At 68.9% G+C, this 1069-nt stretch carries 1 protein-coding gene; it reads right to left on the bottom strand.

Features of this window, described 5'->3' with window-relative positions; genetic code table 11:
• On the bottom strand, positions 1-968 hold a 968-nt coding region (locus ACGFIR_RS31610; protein WP_393149040.1), incomplete at its 3' end, for an IS256 family transposase.
• Between the last annotated feature and the right edge of the window lie 101 nt (positions 969-1069).

Genomic DNA, 1069 nt, shown 5'->3' with positions numbered 1-1069 from the left:
GTGAAGGCGAGCAGGTCGTCGTGGGCGGCGTCGAGATGCTCGGCGGCGGCTGGGAACTTCGCCTCGATCGTGGCGACGACCCGCTGGAACTGGGCTTGGACGGCGTCGGTGTCGGGCTGGTCGAAGATCGTGCGGACAAGGGTGGCGATCCACGGCTGCGCGGACTTCGGCACCTTCGTCAGCAGGTTGCGCAGGTAGTGGGTCCTGCACCTCTGCCAGGACGCGCCGGGCAGGGCCGCCCCGATCGCGGCCACGAGGCCGGCGTGGGCATCGGAGATGACCAGACGCACGCCGGACAAGCCGCGGGCGGTCAGCGACCGCAGGAACGCCAGCCAGCCGGCGCCGTCCTCATCCGAGGCGACGTCCACGCCGAGGACTTCGCGCGCGCCGTCGGCGTTGACCCCGACAGCGACCAGCGCGTGGACATTGACGGTCCGGCCGTGCTCGCGGACCTTCATGGTCAGGGCGTCCATCCACACGAACGTGTAGTGGGCGGCGTCCAGGGTCCGGTTGCGGAACGCCTCCACCTGCGCGTCGAGGTGCGCGGCCATCTCCGAGACCTGCGACTTCGACAGCTGCCGGATGCCGAGCTGCTCGACCAGCTTCTCCACCCGCCGCGTCGAGACCCCGAGCAGATACGAGGTGGCGACCACCGAGACCAGGGCATGCTCGGCCCGCCGCCGGTGGGTGAGCAGCCAGTCCGGGAAGTAGCTACCGTGGCGCAGTTTCGGGATCGCCAGGTCGATCGTTCCGGCGCGGGTGTCCCACTCCCGAGGCCGGTAACCGTTGCGGCAGTTGACCCGCTCATCGCTGCGCTGCCCATACGCGGCGCCGCAGATCGCGTCGGCCTCGGCGGACATCACCGCCTGCGCGAACGTGCGGATCATCGCCTGCAACATGTCCGGCGACGCGCCCTCGATCTGCTCGCGCAGCAGGTCAACAGGGCTCACACTCTCTGAAGCGGCCATCGCGTCCTCTCTTCCTTCTCTGACTTGGTCGTCTTGAAGGATCGACGCGATGGCCGTCTCTCATCTACGCAACACGCCCATCACGGGGCAAGTCGTACACC

Origin of the sequence: Micromonospora sp. NPDC049051 (assembly GCF_043197575.1) — a bacterium.
Lineage (GTDB): Bacteria > Actinomycetota > Actinomycetes > Mycobacteriales > Micromonosporaceae > Micromonospora.
This window is presented reverse-complemented; position numbering and strand designations above follow the sequence as displayed.